The sequence below is a fragment of the Pseudomonas rhodesiae genome, from assembly GCF_013285305.1.
GTDB classification, from domain to species: Bacteria; Pseudomonadota; Gammaproteobacteria; order Pseudomonadales; family Pseudomonadaceae; genus Aquipseudomonas; species Aquipseudomonas rhodesiae.
Window position 1 is genome coordinate 5,608,350 of record NZ_CP054205.1, and the last position, 15,421, is coordinate 5,623,770.

General features: G+C 60.9%; 14 protein-coding genes. 9 read left to right on the plus strand and 5 right to left on the minus strand.

Annotated elements, in window-relative coordinates:
- Nucleotides 1-48: 48 nt before the first annotated feature.
- Nucleotides 49-1,044, plus strand: a complete 996-nt coding sequence (locus HRH33_RS25500) for a hydrolase (RefSeq protein WP_167417035.1) — start codon at nt 49-51, stop codon at nt 1,042-1,044.
- A 12-nt stretch (nt 1,045-1,056) separates the two neighbouring features.
- On the opposite strand, the gene HRH33_RS25505 is transcribed toward HRH33_RS25500, so the two are convergent.
- Both HRH33_RS25505 and HRH33_RS25510 read right to left on the minus strand, forming a co-directional pair.
- Nucleotides 1,057-1,911 carry a sulfurtransferase gene (locus tag HRH33_RS25505; RefSeq protein ID WP_167417034.1) on the minus strand — a complete coding sequence of 285 codons (855 nt, stop codon included), beginning with the start codon at nt 1,909-1,911 and terminating at the stop codon, nt 1,057-1,059.
- 33 nt (nt 1,912-1,944) lie between these two features.
- Complete coding sequence (locus tag HRH33_RS25510; protein WP_034101297.1) at nt 1,945-2,616, minus strand: TetR/AcrR family transcriptional regulator; 672 nt, start codon at nt 2,614-2,616, stop codon at nt 1,945-1,947.
- A 146-nt stretch (nt 2,617-2,762) separates the two neighbouring features.
- On the opposite strand from HRH33_RS25510, the gene HRH33_RS25515 reads away from it, so the two are divergent.
- The 5 genes from HRH33_RS25515 to HRH33_RS25535 all read left to right on the plus strand — a co-directional run bounded on the left by HRH33_RS25515 (nt 2,763) and on the right by HRH33_RS25535 (nt 7,334).
- A complete protein-coding gene (locus HRH33_RS25515) occupies nt 2,763-4,190 on the plus strand; it encodes a coniferyl aldehyde dehydrogenase (RefSeq protein ID WP_173603569.1) in 1,428 nt (475 codons plus the stop codon).
- Between the two features lie 28 nt (nt 4,191-4,218).
- A complete protein-coding gene (locus tag HRH33_RS25520; RefSeq protein ID WP_167417033.1) occupies nt 4,219-4,764 on the plus strand; it encodes a twin-arginine translocation pathway signal protein in 546 nt (181 codons plus the stop codon).
- Between the two features lie 37 nt (nt 4,765-4,801).
- The gene (locus HRH33_RS25525; protein WP_040266975.1) at nt 4,802-6,397 is read left to right on the plus strand and encodes a GMC family oxidoreductase; all 1,596 of its coding nucleotides are present in this window, start codon (nt 4,802-4,804) and stop codon (nt 6,395-6,397) included.
- Nucleotides 6,398-6,500: 103 nt separating this feature from the next.
- Complete coding sequence (gene coaD, locus HRH33_RS25530) at nt 6,501-6,980, plus strand: pantetheine-phosphate adenylyltransferase (protein WP_003176711.1); 480 nt, start codon at nt 6,501-6,503, stop codon at nt 6,978-6,980.
- Between the two features lie 102 nt (nt 6,981-7,082).
- On the plus strand, nt 7,083-7,334 hold the full coding sequence (locus HRH33_RS25535) for a YfhL family 4Fe-4S dicluster ferredoxin (RefSeq protein ID WP_040266972.1): 252 nt from the start codon (nt 7,083-7,085) through the stop codon (nt 7,332-7,334).
- Nucleotides 7,335-7,455: 121 nt separating this feature from the next.
- Here HRH33_RS25535 and mutM read toward each other — a convergent pair whose 3' ends face one another.
- Nucleotides 7,456-8,268, minus strand: coding sequence for a bifunctional DNA-formamidopyrimidine glycosylase/DNA-(apurinic or apyrimidinic site) lyase (mutM, locus tag HRH33_RS25540; RefSeq protein ID WP_034101302.1), 813 nt, complete (start codon nt 8,266-8,268; stop codon nt 7,456-7,458).
- Between the two features lie 21 nt (nt 8,269-8,289).
- Complete coding sequence (locus tag HRH33_RS25545; RefSeq protein WP_173603591.1) at nt 8,290-9,102, minus strand: HDOD domain-containing protein; 813 nt, start codon at nt 9,100-9,102, stop codon at nt 8,290-8,292.
- 265 nt (nt 9,103-9,367) lie between these two features.
- Here HRH33_RS25545 and HRH33_RS25550 point away from each other — a divergent pair, with 265 nt between their 5' ends.
- The 3 genes from HRH33_RS25550 to ilvD all read left to right on the plus strand — a co-directional run bounded on the left by HRH33_RS25550 (nt 9,368) and on the right by ilvD (nt 13,983).
- On the plus strand, nt 9,368-10,564 hold the full coding sequence (locus HRH33_RS25550; RefSeq protein WP_034101304.1) for a class I SAM-dependent rRNA methyltransferase: 1,197 nt from the start codon (nt 9,368-9,370) through the stop codon (nt 10,562-10,564).
- Between the two features lie 161 nt (nt 10,565-10,725).
- Nucleotides 10,726-11,913, plus strand: a complete 1,188-nt coding sequence (locus HRH33_RS25555) for an MFS transporter (protein WP_167417032.1) — start codon at nt 10,726-10,728, stop codon at nt 11,911-11,913.
- A gap of 228 nt (nt 11,914-12,141) precedes the next feature.
- Complete coding sequence (gene ilvD / locus HRH33_RS25560; RefSeq protein ID WP_167417031.1) at nt 12,142-13,983, plus strand: dihydroxy-acid dehydratase; 1,842 nt, start codon at nt 12,142-12,144, stop codon at nt 13,981-13,983.
- A 140-nt stretch (nt 13,984-14,123) separates the two neighbouring features.
- Here ilvD and HRH33_RS25565 read toward each other — a convergent pair whose 3' ends face one another.
- Nucleotides 14,124-15,185 carry a haloacid dehalogenase-like hydrolase gene (locus HRH33_RS25565; RefSeq protein WP_243269802.1) on the minus strand — a complete coding sequence of 354 codons (1,062 nt, stop codon included), beginning with the start codon at nt 15,183-15,185 and terminating at the stop codon, nt 14,124-14,126.
- Between the last annotated feature and the right edge of the window lie 236 nt (nt 15,186-15,421).

A 15,421-nucleotide genomic window follows, 5' to 3' on the forward strand; every position in this document is an offset into this window, starting at 1 on the left:
GCACGCGGATTCTTGTGGCGGGCAGGCTCGCCACAGACTGAGAGTTTCATGACACCGACCTCCGACCTGTTCACCCCCGCCTTCGGCCTCGGCAACCCCCACCTGCAAACACTGTGGGGGCCGCTGTTGCGCCCCACAACCCACATTGAGCGCCAACGCGAGCGTCTGTGGCTGGACGACGGCGACTTTCTCGACCTTGACTGGCATGGCCCTCACGACGCACACGTGCCGCTGGTGCTGGTGCTGCATGGGCTGACCGGCTCATCCAACTCCCCCTATGTCGCGGGCTTGCAGAAAGTCCTCGCCGGTCAGGGCTGGGCCAGTGTCGCGCTGAACTGGCGGGGCTGCTCCGGCGAGCCGAACCTGTTGGCGCGCAGCTACCACTCCGGCGCCAGCGAAGACCTCGCGGCGACCATTACGCACCTGCGCGCCAAGCGACCGTTGGCGCCCTTGTACGCGGTGGGTTACTCCCTGGGTGGCAACGTGTTGCTCAAGCATTTAGGGGAAACAGGGGAAATGTCCGGCCTGCAAGGCGCAGCGGCGGTGTCGGTGCCGTTTCGCCTGGATCAGTGCGCCGATCGCATCGGGCTGGGGTTTTCGCGGGTGTATCAGAAACACTTCATGCGCGAAATGCTCGCGTATATCCGCGTCAAGCAACGCCGCTTCCTACAGGATGGCCAGGTGGAGGGACTGAAAACCCTGGAGGCCCTCGGCTCGCTGGAGAAGATGCACACGTTTTGGGACTTTGACGGCCGGGTCACCGCGCCGCTGCACGGTTTTCTGAGTGCCGAGGATTATTACCGCCGCGCGTCGAGCCGTTACTATCTGGGCGGCATCCGCACCCCAACCCTGATTATCCAGGCCGCCGACGACCCGTTCGTGTTTGCCCATAGCTTGCCTGAGGCCAGCGAGCTATCGGATTGCACCGAGTTTGAGCTAACGACCAAGGGTGGCCATGTGGGCTTTGTCGATGGCTCACTGAAACGCCCCGGCTACTACCTGGAGCGTCGAATCCCCCAATGGCTATTGGCCCAGCACGGCTAAACGAGTGGGCGATCAATCGCCCGTAGCAATCGCCCGCTTCGAATCGGTGATCCACTCGCTCCACGACCCCGCATACAACTTACCCAGTGGATAACCTGCCAGGCTCAGGGCGAACAGGTTGTGGCACGCCGTCACTCCCGAACCGCAATAGGCCACCAGTTCTTCCGGCGAGCGCCCCTGCAACTGCGCAGCGAAGCGTTGCTTGAGTTGTTCGGCCGGCAGAAAGCGCCCGTCGCTGCCGAGGTTTTCATTGAATGCCGCGCACTGCGCACCGGGAATATGCCCGGCAATTGGGTCGATGGGTTCGACTTCGCCGCGAAAACGCGCGGGGGCGCGGGCATCGATCAAGGTCATGCCCGGCTGGCCCAGGCGTTTTTGCAGGTGTTCGGCGTCCAGCAGCAGATGATTGTCCGGCTGGCCGACAAAGCTCCCCGGTTCGGTTACCGGCACGTCAAGGCTCAATGGGAACCCGGCGCTGTGCCAAGCCTTGAGGCCGCCATCCAGAATGGACACGCCGTCGCGCTTGCCCAGCCAGGCCAGCAGCCACCATGCCCGCGCGGCATAAGCGCCGGGGCCGTCGTCGTACAGCACGATATCGGTGTCGGCACTGATGCCCCAGGCCCGCAGTTGCTCGGCGAAGGTGTCCGCCGCCGGTAAAGGGTGGCGGCCGGTCACGCCTTTTACCACCGGACCGCTGAGGTGGCGCTCAAGATCGGCATATTGCGCGCCCTCGATATGGCCTTCGGCATAGCTGCAACGCCCGTATTCCGGGTCTTCCAGGGCGAAACGGCAATCCAGCATCACCAGGCCTCCGGCCTTGCGGCGCTCGGCCAATTGCTGGGGGCTGATCAGTTGGGCAAGCGGCATGGCGGACTCCTGTAAACAGATTCGAGAAAGGGCCTACTTCACTTCTTCCAGTGCCTGATTCAACGGCACGTAAAATTCTTTGAACAGTGCGTCCACCGCATCTTTCGCCTGGGGCGTGACGAAGCCGGCCTCCAGCACCAGCACCTGATACACCCCGCGCTTGATCGCTTCGGCACTCAGGTGGGCAGAATTCTCATTGGTGGTGCACAGAAAACGCACCCAGGACGTGAGAATAATCCAGGCATTCAGGGTCAGGGCTTCGGTTTGCACCGGGTCCATATTGAGAATGCCGGCATCGACAAACCCCTGGTAGATAGCGCCGCCCTGGATCAGGCAACGCTGGGAAAAACGCCGATAGCCAGTGGCCAATTCCGGGTCGCTTTCCAGCAGGTGCTCAAGGTCGCGGTGCAGGAAACGGTAGCGCCACATGCCGGCCAATACGGCTTGCAGGTAGAAACGCTTATCCTCCACCTGCATCGCACGCCCTTGGGGCGGACGCAGGAAACTGTCCACCAGCGCTTCGTACTCGCGAAACAGCACGGCGATGATCGCCTGCTTGTTGGGGAAGTGGTAGTACAGGTTGCCCGGCGAAATTTCCATATGGGCGGCGATATGGTTGGTGCTGATACTGCGCTCGCCCTGCTGGTTAAAAAGCTCCAGGCTGGTTTGCACAATACGCTCGCTGGTCTTTACTCGTGGTGCCATAGGGGATCAGCTTCTATACACGGGATGGAGCATCTTACGGGCTATCCCGGCCTGGATAAATCCATCATGTTGCTGCAATGTTATTTGACAATTTAGAGTAATGACTCTAAAAATCCACGCAGACCAATAACAATCGGTACTGCGCCATGTCTGCCAACGTTGCCTACCTGCAAGATTCTCAGGCACTGGATCAACTCCAGGGTCTGTTCGACGCACAGCAGCGTGCCTACGCTGCCAATCCCATGCCGCCGGCTGCGCAGCGTCAACAATGGCTCAAAGCCCTGCGGGATCTGCTCAGCAATGAACGCCAGGCGTTGATCGATGCGATCAGCCAGGACTTCAGCCACCGCAGTGCCGACGAAACCCTCTTCGCCGAACTGATGCCCAGCCTGCATGGCATTCACTACGCCAGCAAACACCTCAAGCGTTGGATGAAACCCTCCCGACGCGCCGTAGGCATTGCCTTCCAACCGGCGTCAGCCAAAGTCATCTATCAGCCGCTGGGCGTCGTTGGCGTCATCGTGCCGTGGAACTACCCGCTGTACCTGGCCATCGGCCCGTTGGTCGGCGCGTTGGCGGCCGGTAACCGGGTCATGCTCAAGCTCAGTGAATCCACGCCGGCCACCGGGCAACTGCTCAAGACGTTGCTGGCGAGAATCTTCCCCGAAGACCTGGTGTGCGTGGTGCTCGGCGAGGCCGATATGGGGATCGCGTTTTCCCGGCTGCGCTTCGATCACTTGCTCTTCACCGGCGCCACCAGTATCGGCAAGCATGTAATGCGCGCGGCGGCGGAACACCTCACGCCGGTGACCCTGGAACTGGGCGGCAAATCGCCCGCCATCGTTTCCACGGAGGTACCGCTCAAGGACGCCGCCGAACGCATCGCCTTCGGCAAAGCGCTGAACGCCGGGCAGACCTGCGTAGCGCCGGATTACGTGCTGGTGCCAGAAGACCGTGTCGAGGGGTTTATCGAGGCTTACAGCAACGCCGTTCGCGGGTTTTATCCCACGCTGGCCGACAACCCGGACTACACCGCAATTATCAATGAGCGACAACTGGCCAGGCTCAACGCGTACGTCAAAGACGCCACAGACAAGGGCGCCACCCTGATCCCGCTGTACGACCAAGGCCAGGGGCGACGCATGCCTCACAGCCTGCTCCTTAACGTCAGCGACGACATGACCGTGATGCAGGACGAAATCTTCGGCCCGGTGCTGCCGATCGTGCCGTATCGCGGCCTCGATCAGGCCTTTGCCTACATCAACCAACGGCCTCGCCCGCTGGCGCTGTACTACTTCGGCTACAACAAGGGCGAACAACAGCGCGTGCTGCACGAAACCCATTCCGGTGGCGTGTGCCTGAACGACACCCTGCTGCACGTAGCCCAGGACGATATGCCGTTCGGCGGCATCGGCCCCTCGGGCATGGGCCACTACCACGGTCACGAAGGTTTCCTGACGTTCAGCAAGGCCAAGGGGGTGCTGATCAAGCAACGTCTGAACGCGGCGAAGCTGATCTACCCGCCCTACGGCAAGTCCATACAGAAGTTGATCCAGAAGCTGTTCGTCCGCTGATTCCGCCACCTACGGGATAACAACAACAATGAACCCTAGCCTCACGGATTCCCCCGCGCTGTCACGGCGCGGCGTCTTGAAAATCGGCCTGTGCGCCAGTGCCTTCCTGGCCACAGCAGGGCTGGGCGCCAGCCTTACTGGCTGCTCCAGCAGCACTCCGGCCAGCGGCTTTGCCATGCTGCGCAACAGCGATCTGCCGTTTTTGCGCGCGGTGATCCCTGTCTTATTGGAGGGCGTAGCAAGCGCCCAGGCGGTCGCCAGCGGCATCGACGGCACGCTGAAAAAACTCGACTTCAGTCTGCAGCACCTGTCGCCGGAAATGTTCAAGCTCACCCAGCAATTGTTCGACGTGCTGAGCATGGGCCTCACTCGCGGCCCGCTTACCGGAATCTGGGGCAGTTGGGAAAACGCCAGCGCTGAACAGATCCGCCACTTTCTGCAGCGCTGGGAAAACAGTTACCTGAACCTGCTGCGCATGGGCCAGGGCTCGCTGCTCAAGCTGGTGATCATGGCCTGGTACTTCCAGCCGGTGTCCTGGGCCCATTGCGGCTACCCCGGGCCGCCGAAGATCTGATCCGCATCCCCCACAATAAAAACAAGAGACGACCCTGATGCCCGTACCCGATCTGTTCCGCGAAGGCCTGGCCCGTGGCTGGAAAACCCACAATGGCAGCGCCCTCGATCAAGACCTGACCCTGGAAGCCGACGTGGCGATCATCGGCAGCGGCGCTGGGGGCGGCACCACTGCTGAAATTCTCAGCGCGGCCGGTTACAAGGTGCTGCTGATCGAAGAAGGCCCGCTCAAGACCAGCAGCGACTTCAAGTTGCTTGAGGACGAGGCCTACACCAGCCTGTATCAGGAAGGCATTGGCCGCATGAGCAAGGACGGGGCGATCACCATCCTCCAGGGCCGCGCGGTGGGCGGTACGACACTGATCAACTGGACCTCAAGTTTTCGTACACCGGACGCGACCCTTTCCCACTGGGCCAGCGAATATGCGGTCAAGGGCCACAGCAGCGCCGAGATGGCGCCGTGGTTCGAAAAAATGGAGCAACGCCTGGGCATCGCCCCGTGGGCCGTCCCGCCCAACCCCAACAACGATGTGATCCGCAAGGGCTGCGAAAAACTCGGCTACAGCTGGCATGTGATCCCGCGCAACGTGCGTGGCTGCTTTAACTTGGGTTATTGCGGCATGGGCTGCCCGGTCAATGCCAAGCAATCGATGCTGGTCACCACCATCCCCTCCACCTTGGAACACGGCGGGGAGCTGCTCTACCTGGCGCGGGCCGAGCATTTCAAATACCGCGGCGACACCGTCAGCAGCCTGGAATGCATGGCGATGGACGCCCGCTGCGTAGCACCCACAGGGCGCAAAATCACGGTCAACGCCAAACACTATGTACTGGCCGGGGGCGGCATCAACAGCCCGGCGTTGCTAATGCGTTCGGACGCGCCGGACCCACATTCGCGGCTGGGCAAGCGGACCTTTCTGCACTTGGTGAATTTCTCCGCGGCGCTGTTCGACGAGGTGATCAACCCGTTCTACGGCGCGCCGCAGTCGATCTACTCCGACCATTTCCAATGGCAGGACGGCACTACCGGTAAAATGTCCTACAAACTCGAAGCGCCACCGCTGCATCCGGCGCTGGCCAGCACTCTGCTGGGCGGCTACGGCACACAGAATGCGCTCGATATGAGCCAGTTGCCCAATACCCACGCGATGCTGGCGTTGCTGCGCGACGGTTTCCACCCTGACAGCCCGGGCGGCAATGTGGAACTGCGCGGCGACGGCACGCCAGTGCTCGACTATCAGGTCTCAGATTACGCCTGGGACGGTCTACGCCGGGCCTTCCAAAGCATGGCCGAGATCCAGTTCGCGGCGGGTGCCAAGTCGGTCAAACCGCTGCATCACGATGCACGCTATGTGAAAACCCTGGCCGAAGCCCGCACGCTGATCGAGGGTCTCAATCTGGAACTGCACCGCACCTGCCTGGGCAGCGCTCATGTGATGGGCGGTTGCGCCATGGGTGAAGACCCCAAAATGGCCGTGGCCGACAGCCTTGGCCGTCATCACCAATTGCGCAATCTGTCCATCCACGATGGCTCATTGTTCCCCACCAGCATCGGAGCCAACCCGCAATTATCGGTGTATGGATTGACCGCGAAACTGGCGACTTCATTGGCCGAACGTCTGAAAACGGCGTGAAAACACCTAGGATTCACGGCATTTATCTACGTAAGTCGACTTGGCCGACCGGGAAGGCTGCGATACCATCCGGTTCCCCAACGGACTCCGCCAGGACGACGCGATGAACCGAGTGTTGTACCCAGGTACCTTCGACCCGATTACCAAAGGCCATGGCGATCTGGTCGAACGCGCCTCTCGCTTGTTCGACCATGTGATCATCGCGGTCGCTGCCAGCCCCAAGAAAAACCCGCTGTTTCCCCTGGAACAGCGCGTGGAGCTGGCGCGTGAGGTCACCAAGCATTTGCCTAACGTGGAAGTCGTCGGCTTCTCCACGTTGTTGGCGCATTTCGCCAAAGAGCAGAACGCCAATGTATTCCTGCGTGGCCTGCGGGCGGTGTCGGACTTCGAATACGAATTCCAACTGGCCAACATGAACCGCCAACTGGCGCCGGATGTCGAGAGCCTGTTCCTCACGCCGTCGGAGCGTTATTCGTTTATTTCCTCGACGTTGGTCCGAGAAATCGCGGCATTGGGCGGGGATATCACCAAGTTCGTGCATCCGGCCGTGGCCGATGCGCTGACGCTGCGCTTCAAGAAGTAAGACCGCTCAATCGGCGCCTGCTCGCACTGCGGGCGCCAATGCGGCACAATTGCGCGCATTCGTTTTCAGATGCCTTGGCTGACGGCCTTGGCAGGAGTTTCCATGTCCCTGATCATCACCGACGATTGCATCAATTGCGACGTCTGCGAACCCGAGTGTCCGAACGCTGCAATCTCTCAAGGCGAAGAGATCTACGTGATTGACCCCAACCTCTGCACCCAGTGCGTCGGCCATTACGACGAGCCTCAATGCCAGCAGGTGTGCCCGGTAGATTGCATTCCGCTGGATGAAGCCCATCCGGAGACGCACGAGCAGTTGATGGATAAGTACCGGAAGATTACCGCTAAGAATTGAGCCTATTTAGTGCCTGTTAGGGCCTTATCGGGGGCAAGCCCCCTCTCACATTTTTTGAATGTATTCACAAACTGTGGGAGTGGGCTTGCCCCCGATAGCGATACCAGCCATCACCCAGCAATCAGCTCTGGCACCTGGGGCAAAACACACTGGCCCGCTGCCCCAGCACCACATTGCGCAGCTCAGTCCCGCAGACCTTGCACGCCTCGCCGCCTCGGCCGTAGACGAACAGTTCCTGCTGGAAGTACCCCGGCTGCCCGTCGCCACCAATGAAATCCCGCAACGTCGTGCCGCCGCGCTCGATGGCCGCCGCCAGCACGCGCTTGATCTCGATCGCGAGCTTTAAATAACGCCCGCGTGAAATGCCGCCGGCCGCGCGACGCGGATCGATCCCCGCCGCAAACAACGCTTCCGTCGCATAGATATTGCCCACACCGACCACCACCGCGTTGTCCATGATGAACGGTTTGACCGCCATGGACTTGCCGCGCGACTGTTGAAACAGGCGCTCGCCGTCGAACAGGTCGGTCAACGGTTCCGGCCCCAGGCGCAGCAGCAGCTCGTGGTTGTGCGGGTCCTGGCTCCAGAGCATCGCGCCGAAACGCCGCGGGTCGGTGTAGCGCAGGGCCAGGCCGGATTCGAGTTCGATGTCCACATGCTCATGCTTGGCCGCCGGCATGCCGGTTTCCACCAGACGCAAATTACCGGACATGCCCAAGTGGCTGATCAGGGTGCCCACTTCGGCATTGATCAACAGGTACTTGGCGCGCCGTTCAACCAGCACGATGCGCTGCCCGGAGAGGCGCACATCCAGGTCTTCGGGAATCGGCCAGCGCAGGCGCCGCTCGCGCACCACCACACGGCTGACGCGCTGCCCCTCCAGGTGCGGGGCGATCCCGCGTCGGGTGGTTTCGACTTCAGGTAACTCGGGCATGTACGCCTCTTGGGTAATAAATCAGTTCGCGCCCAATTCGCGGATCGACAACTTCATGCTCTCGAAGTCGTAGTCCGACAGGCCCACGTAATCGAGCACCAGGTGGCCGACGGCATTCCACTCATGGTCCACCGACTGGTTGCCCAGCACCCGATAGGACGCGCAGATGTGCTCGGCCATTTTCAGGATCGCCAACAAGTTCTTCAGCGGCGCATTGCGCGAGGACTCATCGCTGAAAACCGCCAGGGCGTTGTGGTGGTTGGCAATCGCGTCGGTCACATGTTCCGGCAAACGCCAGGACTTGGCGGTGTAGTAACCCACCACCGCATGGTTGGTATTGAACGCGTTGTTCTCGGTATCGACCACGCGGCAGTCCGGCCCGGCGTTGGCGTAGGCCTCTTCGAGCACCGGCATATAGTTGGGGAACCGTTTGAGCATCAGCGGCACGCCGCAATCGTGGAACAGCCCCAGAGCATAAGCTTCGTCCACCGCCTGAGAACCGGTGCGTTTGGCCACGCTCAGGCTGGTCATGGCCACATCCTGGGCGGTGTCCCAGAAACGGTTGAGGGTGACGATGGTTTCATCGCTCATCTCGCCCCGGATAGACAGAGCGTTGATTAGGTTGATCACCGAACGGCTGCCCAGCAGGTTCACCGCGCGTTGGATCGAGGCGATCTTGTTGCTCAGGCCGTAATGCGCCGAGTTGACGATTTTCAGCAGCGCGCCGGACAGGCCCGGGTCCTGGGAGATCAGCCGCGCGATCACGTCCAGATCCGGATCGGGCATGTACTGCTCCATCTGCAAATCCACCATGATCTGCGGCTGCGGCGGCACGCTGATGCCTTGCAGGGCCTGTTGAATCTGTTCGGCGGTAAGCTCTTGGGACATAAGTACACACTCCGGGCTAGGCCGCGATTCTAACCCTTAAGCAAAGCTGACCGACACCTCAAAAACCCGATCAATGTGAGAGCTGGCTTGCCTGCGATAGCATCGCCGCCGTACGTCAGATACACCGCGCCGTCGGCATGCAGGCAAGCCAGCTCCCACATGAACCGGCGCGCAAAGGGTATACTCCCGCTCTTTTTTCCGGAGCGACGTCATGTCCCTGCCAAGCCTGCGTCTCAAAGCCAACGCCGATCGTCGTTTGCGCAACGGCCACCTGTGGGTCTACAGCAACGAAATCGACGTGGCCGCCACCCCACTCCACGGTTTCCAGGCAGGCGACCAGGCCATCCTGGAAGCTGCCGGCGGCAAGACCCTGGGCATCGTGGCCATGAGCCCGAACAACCTGATCTGCGCCCGCCTGCTGTCGCGCGACATCAAGTTGCCATTGGACAAGTCGCTGCTGGTGCACCGCCTGAACGTTGCCCTGTCCCTGCGTGATCGCCTGTTCGACAAGCCGTTCTACCGCCTGGTCTACGGCGATTCCGACCTGCTGCCGGGCTTGGTGGTCGACCGTTTCGGCGACATTCTGGTGGTGCAGATCGCCTCGGCGACCATGGAAGCCCATAAAGACGACGTGATCGCCGCGCTGACCCAAGTGCTCAAGCCCAGCGGTATCCTGTTCAAGAACGACTCCGCCGCACGCGACGCCGAAGGTCTGAACCGTTACGTCGAAACCGTGTTCGGCCTGGTGCCGGAGTGGGTGGCGCTGGAAGAAAACGGCGTGAAGTTCGAAGCCCCGGTGATCCAGGGCCAGAAAACCGGTTGGTTCTACGACCACCGCATGAACCGTGCCCGTCTGGCGCCGTATGCCAAAGGCAAACGCGTACTGGACCTGTACAGCTACATCGGCGGCTGGGGTGTGCAAGCCGCGGCGTTCGGCGCCAGTGAAGTGTTCTGCGTCGACGCTTCGGCCTTCGCCCTCGACGGCGTGGAGCGCAATGCCGCGCTGAACGGCTTTGCCGAGAAAATGACCTGCATCGAAGGCGACGTCTTTGAAGCCCTCAAGGAGCTCAAAGCCAGCGAAGAGCGCTTCGACGTGATCGTCGCCGACCCACCGGCCTTTATCAAACGCAAAAAAGACATGAAAAACGGCGAAGGCGCTTACCGCCGCCTCAACGAGCAAGCCATGCGCCTGCTCAGCAAGGACGGCATCCTGGTCAGCGCTTCGTGCTCCATGCACCTGCCGGAAGACGACCTGCAAAACATCCTGCTGACCAGCGCACGCCACCTGGACCGCAATATCCAGATGCTGGAGCGCGGCGGCCAGGGCCCGGACCATCCGGTGCACCCGGCGATTGCCGAGACGCGGTATATCAAGAGCATTACGTGCCGGTTGTTGCCCAATAGCTGATGCTGGCCTGACCGTTCATTTGTAAACGGCTCATGTGTGGGGGCAGCCGCCCCCACACTTCTTTGCGAAATTTCAGACAACACTGATCGCCCTATGAGGCATTGACCGGGTCTCTCTTCAAATCGATTCTCAGCCCTCATTCAAGGTCTGAGCACCCCTCGATGACCCACCTGACCTCCCCCGCCCGAAAAACCGCCGCCATCGCCTTGCTGATGAACATGACGATCCTCGGCGTATTCCCCCTGGACGTGATTCTGCCCTCCTTTCCCTCCATGGCTCGCTACTTCGATACGGCCGTGGCCGATATCGCGTTATCGGTGAGTCTGTTTTCAATCGTTTTATCGTTGTCGCTGCTGCTGGTCGGACCATTGTCCGACCGCGTGGGGCGCAAGCGTGTGTTGATAATCGGTATGGGCGTCGCCGTCATGGGCTCGGCGGGTTGTGCCATGGCGCAGGACTTTGCCTGGTTTATGGTCTTCCGAATGATCCAGGCGGTCGGGTGCGGCAGTTTCGTACTGTCCCAGGCACTGGTGCAGGATCTATTCATCGGCAAAGAACAAGAGCGATTGCGCATTGCCATGGTCACGGCCAGCGGCATCTGTATTTCCGTGTCACCGTTGTTCGGGAGTTGGCTGCAGACCTGGCTCGACTGGCGCGGCAGCTTTCAGGTGTTTGTCATCATTGGCCTGCTATTGATCCTCAAGGCTTGGCTCCTGCTCGACGCTCCAAGCCCGCCCTCCGATACTCGACTCTCGATTGTGAACGCGTACCGACAGGTGCTGCGTGATCGAAGTTTCGTCGGTTACTGGCTGATCTCGGCACTGGCCTTCAGTTGCCATTTCGCCTTTATCGTCGTGTCGCCCATCATCCTGATGGAGCAATTGGGCCTTACGCCTTATCGGTTCGCACTGGTCTTGCTGCTCTATGGCGCCGCCTACGTGCTGGGTGGCATCGCTGCGGGCTGGATGAACCGATGGATGGACGGCAATACGCAGATCGTCACCGGTCAGCGACTGATCGCATCGGCGGGCGTATTGATGCTGGCGCTCTATCACTTGTGGGGCCTGACGGTCATGACAGTGATGCTGCCGATGATCCTCTGTACCGCCGGAACGACCATCACCCGCCCCATTGCAACCTCCCGCGCCATGGGCCGATTCCCCCTGGCCGCCGGGACCTGCGCGTCGGCGGGAAACGTGATTATTTTTGTCTGTGGCGGTTTGGTCAGCAGCCTGGTCAGCCAGTCGGGCGAACAGGTGATGGACGTGCTGGCGGTCACCTTTATGGTTCTGAGCGGTATCGGCATGGGCCTGAACGCCAGAGAGCAAAGGTCTGCGCACGCGGCCTAAGGGCTCACTTCACGCTTGCGCCCATTCCCTCCAGCCGCCAGCGGTGTAGAATCGGCCCTATTCATCGCCAGTCATCCCCCGGCGGGTTTATGAGCTCAAGGCCACGGCGCGCGGCGATCCCGCAGCGTTAGAGGCAACCTCCGGACACACGGCTATTTCTGAGTGTTCCAGACGTCAATAGAAGCTCACTCCCCTGTTTAGTACCTGATTAGCCGCCCGGAGTGCTCCATGCCAGATTACCGCTCGAAAACATCCACCCACGGCCGCAACATGGCCGGCGCCCGCGCATTGTGGCGCGCCACGGGGATGAAAGATGACGACTTCAAGAAGCCGATCATCGCGATTGCCAACTCCTTTACTCAGTTCGTACCCGGCCACGTCCACCTCAAGGACCTGGGCCAACTGGTCGCCCGCGAGATCGAACGCGCCGGTGGCGTGGCCAAGGAATTCAACACCATCGCCGTGGACGACGGCATCGCCATGGGCCATGACGGCATGCTGTATTCGCTGCCGAGCCGCGAAATCATCGCCGACTCCGTGGAATACATGGTCAACGCCCACTGCGCCGACGCCATCGTGTGCATTTCCAACTGCGACAAGATCACCCCCGGCATGCTGATGGCCGCCCTGCGCCTGAACATCCCGGTGATCTTCGTCTCCGGCGGCCCGATGGAAGCCGGCAAGACCAAGCTCGCCTCCCATGGCCTGGACCTGGTGGACGCCATGGTCATCGCCGCCGATTCCAGCGCTTCTGACGAGAAGGTCGCGGAATACGAGCGTAGCGCCTGCCCGACCTGCGGTTCATGCTCCGGCATGTTCACCGCCAACTCGATGAACTGCCTCACCGAGGCCCTCGGCCTGGCGCTGCCGGGCAACGGTTCCACCCTGGCCACCCACAGCGACCGCGAGCAATTGTTCCTGCAAGCCGGTCGTACCATCGTCGAGCTGTGCAAGCGTTACTACGGCGAGAACGATGAGTCGGTGTTGCCGCGCAATATCGCCAACTTCAAGGCCTTCGAAAACGCCATGACCCTGGACATCGCCATGGGCGGTTCCACCAACACCATCCTGCACCTGCTGGCCGCGGCCCAGGAAGCCGAGATCGATTTCGACCTGCGCGATATCGACCGCCTGTCCCGCCATGTGCCGCAACTGTGCAAAGTCGCGCCGAACATCCAGAAGTACCACATGGAAGACGTGCACCGCGCCGGCGGGATCTTCTCGATCCTCGGCTCCCTGGCCCGTGGCGGCCTGCTGCACACCGACCTGCCGACCGTGCACAGTAAGACCATGGCCGAAGGCATCGCCAAGTGGGACATCACCCAGACCGACGACGAAGCCGTGCATACCTTCTTCAAGGCCGGCCCGGCGGGCATCCCAACCCAGACCGCATTTAGCCAGTCGACCCGCTGGGACACCCTCGACGACGACCGTGAAAGCGGCTGCATCCGCAGTGTCGAGCACGCCTACTCCAAGGAAGGCGGCCTGGCCGTGCTGTACGGCAACATCGCCCTCGACGGCTGCGTGGTCAAAACCGCCGGGGTGGATGAGTCCATCCATGTGTTCGAAGGCAACGCCAAGATCTTCGAAAGCCAGGACAGCGCCGTACGCGGCATCCTCGCCGACGAAGTCAAAGAAGGCGACATCGTGATCATCCGCTACGAAGGCCCCAAAGGCGGCCCGGGTATGCAAGAGATGCTCTACCCAACCTCGTACCTGAAATCCAAGGGCCTGGGCAAAGCCTGTGCGCTGCTGACCGACGGGCGTTTCTCCGGCGGCACCTCGGGCCTGTCCATCGGCCACGCTTCGCCGGAAGCTGCTGCCGGTGGCGCGATTGGCCTGGTGCAGGATGGCGACAAGGTGCTGATCGACATTCCGAACCGCTCGATCAACCTGTTGATCAGCGACGAAGAACTGGCGGCGCGCCGGATTGAGCAGGACAAAAAAGGCTGGAAGCCCGTGGAGAAGCGTCCGCGCAAGGTCACTACCGCGCTGAAGGCTTACGCCCTGCTCGCTACCAGTGCCGACAAAGGCGCTGTGCGTAACAAGGCGATGCTCGACGGTCTGTAAGTCTTGCGCCCATAAAAATGCCCCGCCAAGTGCGGGGCATTTTTTTGCCTGGCCAAATCTCAATGCCAGCGTGGCAGTTAGCACATTTGCAACTGAACTATTGCAATCGGGGGCAAGCCGCCTCTCACATTTTTGATCAGTTACTGAATCTCCTCCGGCTTGACGATCACCCAGTTCTTGTCTGCCGTCACCGGCAAGCCTTCCTTGGCCTGGGCCGCGGCGTGCTTGGCCATCATGCCGTTGAGCTGGGCCATGTATTTGTCCTTGCGGTTGACCCACAGGTGGATACCGCCCTTGGCCACGTCCACATCGTGGAACAACATGTAGCCGTCGCTGGTCGGGGTGTCGCCGCCGACGATCACCGGCTTTTTCCATTCGTCGATGTAGGTGAGGATCGCCGCGTGCTTACCGGCCATCCAGGTCGCCGGGGTCCACAGGTAGGGGGTGAGCTCCAGACCGAGGTTGGCCTTCTCGTCATACTTGCCGGCGCTGATCTGTTTGCGCGCGGTGGTCAGTTCGCCGGTCTTGCGGTCCTTGAGCAAAGTGGTCACGCCAATGACGTTCTCGGGTTTGACGTTGTAGCCGTACTTCGGATCGGCAGCGACCATGCGCACCAGCTCTTCGGAAGCGGCGGTCATCACATACACCTCGATGCCGTTTTCCGTCAGCTTGTTGTACAGCTCGGCCTGGCCGGTGAAGACTTTCGGCGGCTGCACTTCGGACGTCTTGACCACATCGCCTTCGTAATAACTGACCGGCACGGGCTTGCCGGAGGCCATCAGTTCGTCGACCTGGACCTTGAGCTCCTTGAGGGTGAAGCCGGAGAACACTTGAGCGACCCATGGGTAGCAGACCATGTCGTCCACTTCGCACAGGCGATAGTAGTAACTGAACAGGCTTTCCTTGTGGTCGGCAGTGTCTTTGAACGGCATCAGCTTGAGCGATGGATCCAGGCTTTCGCGGGTGATGAGCCCCTTGTTTTCCATGTAGGGCAACAGCGACTCTTCGAGGTCGTAGCGGTAGCTGGTGTTGTCCATGTCGAACACCGCGAAGTTACCTTTATTGGCATTGGCGGCGATCATCTCGTTCAGTTGCTTGGCGGCCGGGGCGGGCCAGTGTTTCAACTCGGTGGCGGCGAACGCCTGGCTGGCCAGGCCAAGGCAGAATGCGGCGGATACCAATAGTGTCGGCGCGAGCTTCATAGGCGTTGTCTCCCTGAGTGAAAGACACCGACGCTAGCAAATCCCTGTGACAATTCCCGCTTCGAGCGCGACCGCACGCGTCCCGTTTCCGTCAAGGCCATGCGCGTGAGCGTCAAACACTTATTCCAAAAACGACAGTTACCATTCCATATCGGTATTAATTCATTATTTATCAAGCTGTTAGGCTCCCCGGTTGGCAATCGCAGGCTCACGCGATTGGCGCACTCACAATGGAG